Annotated in this window: 10 protein-coding genes; 3 read left to right on the top strand and 7 right to left on the bottom strand. The window is 38.4% G+C overall.

The features are described from left to right. Positions 1-336: NAD(P)-dependent oxidoreductase (locus AAX15_RS02120; protein WP_268988587.1), on the top strand; the 336-nt coding region annotated here is incomplete at its 5' end. Positions 337-455: 119 nt separating this feature from the next. Beyond that, the gene (gene trxA, locus AAX15_RS02115; RefSeq protein ID WP_005627940.1) at positions 456-779 is read left to right on the top strand and encodes a thioredoxin; all 324 of its coding nucleotides are present in this window, start codon (positions 456-458) and stop codon (positions 777-779) included. 100 nt (positions 780-879) lie between these two features. Here the strand turns inward: trxA and AAX15_RS02110 are convergent, their stop codons facing one another. The 6 genes from AAX15_RS02110 to AAX15_RS02085 all read right to left on the bottom strand — a co-directional run bounded on the left by AAX15_RS02110 (position 880) and on the right by AAX15_RS02085 (position 5,971). After that, positions 880-1,344 (bottom strand): hypothetical protein, encoded by a 465-nt coding sequence (locus tag AAX15_RS02110; RefSeq protein ID WP_046938915.1) that lies wholly within the window; start codon positions 1,342-1,344, stop codon positions 880-882. Continuing rightward, positions 1,337-2,506, bottom strand: coding sequence for a cobalamin-independent methionine synthase II family protein (locus AAX15_RS02105; RefSeq protein ID WP_046938914.1), 1,170 nt, complete (start codon positions 2,504-2,506; stop codon positions 1,337-1,339). Before AAX15_RS02105 ends, AAX15_RS02110 begins: the two co-directional genes overlap by 8 nt. 53 nt (positions 2,507-2,559) lie before the next feature. After that, the gene (locus AAX15_RS02100) at positions 2,560-3,366 is read right to left on the bottom strand and encodes a phosphate/phosphite/phosphonate ABC transporter substrate-binding protein (RefSeq protein ID WP_046938913.1); all 807 of its coding nucleotides are present in this window, start codon (positions 3,364-3,366) and stop codon (positions 2,560-2,562) included. A 13-nt stretch (positions 3,367-3,379) separates the two neighbouring features. Beyond that, complete coding sequence (locus AAX15_RS02095; protein ID WP_046938912.1) at positions 3,380-4,507, bottom strand: acyl-CoA dehydrogenase family protein; 1,128 nt, start codon at positions 4,505-4,507, stop codon at positions 3,380-3,382. 111 nt (positions 4,508-4,618) lie between these two features. Beyond that, positions 4,619-5,407, bottom strand: coding sequence for a TatD family hydrolase (locus tag AAX15_RS02090; protein ID WP_046938911.1), 789 nt, complete (start codon positions 5,405-5,407; stop codon positions 4,619-4,621). Between the two features lie 54 nt (positions 5,408-5,461). Further along, the gene (locus AAX15_RS02085; protein WP_046938910.1) at positions 5,462-5,971 is read right to left on the bottom strand and encodes a peptidylprolyl isomerase; all 510 of its coding nucleotides are present in this window, start codon (positions 5,969-5,971) and stop codon (positions 5,462-5,464) included. 102 nt (positions 5,972-6,073) lie between these two features. Here AAX15_RS02085 and cysS point away from each other — a divergent pair, with 102 nt between their 5' ends. Next, entirely contained in the window at positions 6,074-7,453 is a 1,380-nt protein-coding gene (gene cysS / locus AAX15_RS02080) for a cysteine--tRNA ligase (RefSeq protein WP_046938909.1), read from the top strand. A gap of 228 nt (positions 7,454-7,681) precedes the next feature. Here cysS and AAX15_RS09225 read toward each other — a convergent pair. Continuing rightward, positions 7,682-7,887 (bottom strand): IS3 family transposase (locus AAX15_RS09225; RefSeq protein ID WP_155397801.1); only part of this gene is annotated, 206 nt, incomplete at its 5' end.

Genomic DNA, 7,887 nt, shown 5'->3' with positions numbered 1-7,887 from the left:
GCAAAAATGAAAGATGGCGTGATGATCGTTAATACGAGTCGTGGCTCTTTGATTGATACTCAAGCTGCAATTGATGCGTTAAAACAGCGCAAAATTGGTGCGTTAGGTATGGATGTGTATGAGAATGAACGTGATTTGTTCTTTGAAGATAAGTCTAACGAAGTGATTCAAGATGATATTTTCCGCCGTTTATCTTCTTGCCATAATGTATTGCTAACAGGTCACCAAGCGTTTTTAACCGAAGAAGCACTAACCAATATTGCAGACGTGACTTTATCGAACGTTTATAAATTAAAATCTGGTAAAGTGTGTGAAAATATTGTTTTGCCGTCTTAGCTTTTGGCAATTAAAACGATTAGTTTACATTTTTTAAAATGGTGTTATTCTGCACCGCACTTGTAAGTTTAAAAAAAGCCCTTATATAGGGATTCCATTCACAAAATAAGGAAAACAAAATGAGCGAAGTATTACACATTAATGACGCAGATTTTGAAAGTGTTGTAGTTAATTCAGATATCCCCGTTTTATTAGACTTTTGGGCACCTTGGTGTGGTCCTTGCAAAATGATTGCGCCAGTGTTAGATGAACTTGCGCCTGAATTTGCTGGTAAAGTTAAAATCGTGAAAATGAATGTGGATGATAATCAAGCAACACCAGCACAATTTGGTGTTCGTAGTATCCCGACATTATTATTGATTAAAAATGGTCAAGTTGTTGCAACTCAAGTTGGTGCATTACCAAAAACTCAATTGGCGAACTTCATTAACCAACATATTTAATAGTTGCTTAAAGTTATAAGTAACTTTAGAGCATTGATAAGATTGCCCCTTAATGGGGCAATTTTTTTGTCTGAAATTTAGATAAACGACTCGATGAGAATTAAAGCACTTGCTCAAATTCTATATTTAAAGGAAAGGCTTTGGTTATCGTGTTGTAAATAAAACAACAGCGTAATGTGTTTTGCGTGAGTTGTGTGAAGATATCATCGGTTAAATCCGATGAAATAAAAATTTTAATTTTTCCGTCATTAATGACAGGCTGCTCACTATAGCCACGAACGCCTAGTAAGGTTAAAGGATTGGCGAGGTTGAGCCAAATTTTTCCTTCCATTTCTACAATATCGGCACGTTGTTGAGCAAAATGCGCTTTTACACTACTCAAAATGCCACCTAGAATAGAAACGGCAAAATAATCCACCGCACTTTTTTGTAATGATTGGTTATCGAAATTGACTTGTGAATAGAGCGAAATACTGTCATTTGGTGTGAATAATTTAATTTCTTCTCCGCGTAATACGGCTCGATATTTAGCAGTAAAACATTCACTTTCAGGTACGTTATACATAACGTTCCCTCAATATTGATTTTGCCTCATTTAATACCTTAAGTTTGGCTTCAATAATATCAAAACCATTTAAAGGGCGGTTAGAAAAAGTGGCAAATCCACAATCTGGATTTAGCCAAATTTGCTCTGGTGGAAGGAAATTTAGAGCTTTTTCTGCTTGTTGAACAATCTGATCTACGGTTTCCACTTCATCAGAACGAGGATTGATGACGCCTAAGCCTAAAATACATTTTTGTCTTAAGATTTTACTTTCTAATAACGAACTTAATTCTCCCGCTCTTGGTGTAGAAAATTCGAGCATTAAAATATCAGGTAATGCCGATTCAAATAAATCCACTAATGATGTATAAGGCCCGCGCAGTAATACGCTTTCATCTTTGCTCCAGTTGCCACGGCATACATGTAGTGCGGTTTTGATATTTTTATTTCTTGCATACTCAAAGATTTGAGTAATTAAACTTTTCGCAAACTGTAGTTCCGCAGCAAAATCTTGTTTTTCGCTTAACGCCGCACACATAAATGAACGTGTTTGATGATGGCTAAAAATAACTTCTGTCAAAACAGGCTCATCAAATTGAACTACACTTACGCCTAGTTCACATAAATGATCAATTTCTTGCTTTAAGATGGCAACAACATCTTTTGCCATTTCTTCTTTTGATGAATAATGTTGCCCTGACACAGGCGAAAGCCACATGGAGCGAGCCATTAAGTAAGGCCCTGGCAAGGTTGCTTTAATTGGCTGCTTAGTTAGATTTTTCAGTAGCAACATTTCATCTGCGACTAAAGATTGTTTGTAGCTGATTTTTCCCACGCAAATAGCATTTTTTATGGAAAGTGCGGGAACATCCAAGGTTTCTAGCATTGACTCAAAAATTTGCTTTTCTTTAATGTGATCGAGCATTTCACTCATGCTCATTAAGGTCGCCCCTTGAATTTTTTTTGCAATAAAAGAAAGGTAATTGTCGCGAAGTAATTCGCCACTCGTAATAATATCTATGCCAGTTCGTTGTTGAAGTTCGATAATTTGTTTTGTTTCTTGAACAACGATTTGCTCAAGCTCTGCAGTGGTTATTTTGCCGAGTGCGTGCTTTTTACGCGCCATCAAAAGTGCTTGACTACGAGGCATTGAGCCTAAAAGAGAAGTTGTGAAAGGTTTCATAGAAAATCCACAATGATGGGCGTTTATTACACGCCCATCATGACATATTGATATTAAAAGAATTTTAAATATTCATTGGCAGCTTGTAATTGAGCAAAACCTTTTGTTCTACCCGCAACCCAACGTTTTAATCCTTCCAAATCCATCATTTCTTTATGTTCTGGATTGTTGTAATCCATTTTGAACAAGGTTTCGGTGAATGCATTGAATTTGGTTTCATCTAATCCCACGCGTCCACTGAAAATACAATGGTCAAATGATGGTGTTTTTGCGAGCACTCGAACTGTTGCAGGATCGAGTGTGCCATCTTTTGTCCAACGTTCAAAGTTGAAATCTAACATCCATGTTGCCGCAACTTGGCGATCTTTTAATGCATTGGCTGCATCTAATTCACCACCTACATGATCGCCGTGCAAACCAACACCCACATCAAAGCGTTTTTCTACATAATCTTGACCAAACTCCAAGCCATGTTGATGTAAAAACTCGATTGGAATTAACCGCGCTTGTGGGGAATCAATTGCACCAAAAGCAATAGTTTTATTTTTTAAATCTTCAATCGATTGGATAGTTGGATCATTAACAACTAAATAGCTTTGACGATCTTGGTCGGTATCACGCATGGCACCATTTAAGGTTTTACCGCCACTACGTAAGTAACCATCTAACCAAGCTAGGGGAGAGTTCCACGCTACATCAATTTCATTATTGAGTAACGCATCAACTTGCCCTTTGTAGTCTTTGAAATACACAGGCTCAATAGGGAAGCCTTCTTTTTCGAAAAAGTCTGCAATAATTCCCCAAATAACCGTCACTTGTGGGGCGTAGATTACCGCCCCAATTTTTAATTTCTCACTCATTTTTCACCGCACTTTATGGAATTTGTTGACCTGTAATGGCTTTACCTAACCAAATATTTAGCACATCGACACTTGGCGCCATCACTTGACTTGCTAATGCATCGCGTAAATAGCGTTCCATTGGCCCCATTTTGTTATAAGCCTTGCCACCGCCAATACGCATACCAATCTGTGCAAGAGTAATCGCGGTTTCGCTCGCGAGAATTCGGGCAGCTAATAATTTAGCCAATGCATCTGCATCACCTTCTGTGGCTGCACGAGCTGCATCTCGCGTAGCACATACAGCAGCGTTTGTGTTTGCATAGATTTTAGCTAAGTGAATTTGCACGGTTTCGATTTCAGCTAATGCAGTGCCCGATGTGTATTTACGGTGTGTTGAATGTTTAATTGCCTCAGTAAGCACGGCTTTACAGACGCCGCTATAGACAGCAGCTAAGCCACAAATAAAGGCAGGTGCAATGCCACCAAATACTTGTTCTGCGCCTGCGCCAACTTCGCCAATGCGCCAGCCACGATCTAATGGCATATCGGTCATGCGCATAAAGCAAGAGACATTGCTACGCATACCTAAGCCATTCCAGCTATCGGCTTCAAAAGTTAAGCCTTGAGTACCAAGTGGAAGCACCCAGTTATCAATAGTTTCACCATTTTCCGAAGGCAAAAGCGCTAAATAATAAGAGGCATAATTGCCCGATGTCACCATGGATTTTAAGCCATTGAATACTGCATGTTCAGCATTAAATTGTGCGGTTGCATCGGTAATATAGAAGTGAGTACCCGTACCTAATTCACTATAGGCGAGTGCGGCAAAGGTTTGATTTTTAACAATGTCAGAAAAGATTTTTTGTTTGAGTTGATCGCTGCCGAATAGATTTAAACAATTCACTGCAACGTTACTCATCATGTAACAGAGACCAGCAGAGGCTGAACTTTCAGCTAATGCCATACAGATTTCAGCATGTTCTTTTAGGGTTAATCCCATTCCACCGTATTCTTTTGGAATTAAAAGTGAAAACCAACCAGCTTTACCTAATTCTTTAAATGCCTGAACAGGAAATTCTTTTTTTTGATCGAGTTCGTCGGCGTAAGGCTCAATAAACTGTTCCGCTAACTTTCTCACCTGAGTATAGATTTGCGACATAATATATCCTTATTGTGTGTTGAGAAAAACTTTCTACTAGGCGGATATTATTATGCTCAGTTTCTTTTTTCTAGTATTTAATTCAAAATAATTTCAGTAATGTGACGTGGATCAAGAAAAAATCTGGCAAGCATTTTCCCATGTGACTTTTTTAATCAATTCAGCAGGTTCATTTCTTAAGGCACAAAGGGCTTTGAAACTTTCCACAATACGTTCTGGTCGATTAGGTTGCCCTTGAAAACCAAATACAGGCATATCTGGACTGTCTGTTTCCAACACTAAGGCATCAAGCGGCAACTTCGCGATTGCTTGACGAGTTTTATTGGCGCGTTCATAAGTGATAGTGCCGCCAACCCCGATTTTATAACCTAAATCAACAAAGCGTTTTGCTTGATCGTAGCTTCCTGAAAAACCGTGTACTACGCCAAGTTTAGATAATGGAATACGTTTTAAAAAAGTAAAAATTTGATCATGGGTTTTTCGACTGTGAATATTGACGGGTAAATTAAATTGTTGTGCCAAATAAAGTTGGCTTTCAAAAAAATGACATTGTTTTGCCCAAAGTTCATCGGTGAGCAAATCAGGAATCGCGCGTTCCAAACCAATTTCTGCCACCGCCGTGCAATTTGCATCACGATTTTTTAAGGCTTGTTCTAACAGCATCAAATCATTTTCGGCGTGTTCTTTAATATAAAGAGGATGTAACCCAAGCCCATAGCGCAAATTATCAGGAAAAAGTGCGGTCATATTTTGGATTGTTTTAAAATCAGCTTCTTTCACCGAGACAATCAATATTTTTGGCACGTCAGCTTGCTTAGCATTATCAATAAGCTGTGACAAAGGCTCCCCAGTAAATTGTTGGAGATAATCGAGATGCGTGTGAGTGTCGAAGAAAGGCATGAGCATTTTCCTTTAGGTCGATAAAAAATGGCGGAATTCATCCGCCATTCACCATTATTCTACTGAAACCGATGTAATCACTACATCTTCAGTTGGAACATCTTGATGAAAGCCTTTGTTGCCTGTTTTCACTTTTTTGATTTTATCCACAACATCCATCCCTTCTACTACTTCTCCAAATACTGCATAGCCCCATTCTTGAACGACTTCGCGGCCAAACATTTCTTTTGAACGATAATTTAAGAAATCATTGTCTGCCACGTTAATGAAAAATTGTGCTGTCGCTGAATGTGGATCTGAAGTGCGAGCCATTGCAATGGTTCCACGTTTGTTACTTAAACGATTGTTTGCTTCATTTTGGATTGGTGCTTTGGTTGCTTTTTCGCGCATACCGCTTTCCATACCGCCGCCTTGAATCATAAAGCCATCAATAACACGGTGAAAAATTGTGTTATTATAAAAACCGTCTTCGCAGTAATTTAAGAAGTTTTCTGCAGTAATCGGAGCTTTATCAAAATCCAATTTAATTTTAATGTCGCCAAAGTTTGTGTGTAACGTAACCATTTTGTTTTCCTTCTGAAAAATTAAGGGTCGTATTATTCCACAATCGAGGTAAAAGTGCTATAAAAGTGCGGTTTGTTTTTATTTCATTTTACGAGCTTAAAAATGCTAAAAATTTTCAATACCTTAACGAGAGAAAAAGAAATCTTTAAACCTATCCACGAAAATAAAGTGGGAATGTATGTTTGTGGCGTGACTGTTTATGATTTGTGCCATATCGGTCATGGACGCACTTTTGTGTGTTTTGATGTGATTGCCCGTTATTTACGTTCTTTGGGTTACGATTTAACTTATGTGCGCAATATTACGGACGTAGATGACAAAATTATTAAACGTGCGTTAGAAAATAAAGAAACCTGTGATCAGTTAGTGGATCGTATGGTGCAGGAAATGTATAAAGATTTTGATGCTCTTAATGTATTACGCCCTGATTTTGAACCTCGCGCAACCCATCATATTCCTGAAATCATTGAAATTGTGGAAAAATTGATTAAACGCGGACATGCTTATGTTGCGGATAATGGAGATGTGATGTTTGATGTGGAAAGCTTTAAAGAATACGGCAAATTATCTCGTCAAGATCTTGAGCAATTACAAGCTGGTGCACGTATTGAAATCAATGAAATCAAGAAAAATCCAATGGATTTCGTGCTTTGGAAAATGTCGAAAGAAAACGAACCAAGTTGGTCTTCCCCTTGGGGCGCAGGTCGTCCGGGTTGGCATATTGAATGTTCTGCAATGAACTGCAAACAACTTGGTGAACATTTTGATATTCACGGTGGTGGCTCTGATTTAATGTTCCCTCACCACGAAAATGAAATCGCACAATCTTGCTGTGCGCATGGTGGTCAATATGTGAATTATTGGATCCATTCTGGCATGATTATGGTGGATAAAGAAAAAATGTCGAAATCTCTCGGCAATTTCTTCACTATTCGTGATGTATTAAATCACTATAATGCAGAGGCTGTACGTTATTTCTTATTAACGGCACATTATCGTAGCCAGCTCAATTACAGCGAAGAAAACTTGAATTTAGCGCAAGGTGCGTTGGAACGTTTATACACGGCTTTACGCGGAACAGATCAAAGTGCGGTTGCTTTTGGCGGAGAAAATTTTGTGGAAACTTTCCGTGAAGCAATGGATGATGATTTTAATACGCCAAATGCACTTTCTGTTTTATTCGAAATGGCGCGTGAAATTAACAAGTTAAAAACAGAGGATGCTGAGAAAGCCAATGGACTTGCCGCTCGTTTACGTGAATTGGGTGCAATTTTAGGCTTACTTCAACAAGAACCAGAAAAATTCTTACAAGCTGGTTCTGACGATGATGAAGTGGCAAAAATTGAAGCACTAATTAAACAACGCAATGAAGCTCGCGCGGCTAAAGATTGGGCAGCTGCAGATGCTGCGCGTAATGAGCTTACCGCTATGGGTATCGTATTAGAAGATGGTGCGAATGGGACAACTTGGCGTAAGCAATAAATTCAAACGTTAAATCATTTCCATTAAAAAAGACTAAGTTCGGTATTCAATCGAACTTAGTCTTTTTATTCTTTCATCATTCTTAATTTTCGCTAAATTTTAAAAGTTAGATTATCAGATAAGGCGGGTAGATTTATGCCTACAAAAAATCCGCTATCTAATGCAGCGGTAAATTGTAGGCAAAATAAAAAGGGGTTATATGATCTGACCCCAAAAAGTTAGACTGATTTAGTTCAAGGACTGAGTTCTGTAATTCACAGGGCTGAGTCCTTTTAGTTTCCCCTGAATGCGCTCATGGTTGTAATAATGAATATATTCATGAATCGTTTTTTCCAGTTGTTCGAACGTCTCAAATCGTTTGCCGTAATAACATTCCGTTTTTAATCGCCCAAAGAAGCTTTCCATCGCACTGTTATCTAAACAATTCCCCTTTC

It is taken from the genome of Haemophilus haemolyticus (assembly GCF_001008275.1).
GTDB lineage: Bacteria > Pseudomonadota > Gammaproteobacteria > Enterobacterales > Pasteurellaceae > Haemophilus > Haemophilus haemolyticus_P.
This window is presented reverse-complemented; position numbering and strand designations above follow the sequence as displayed.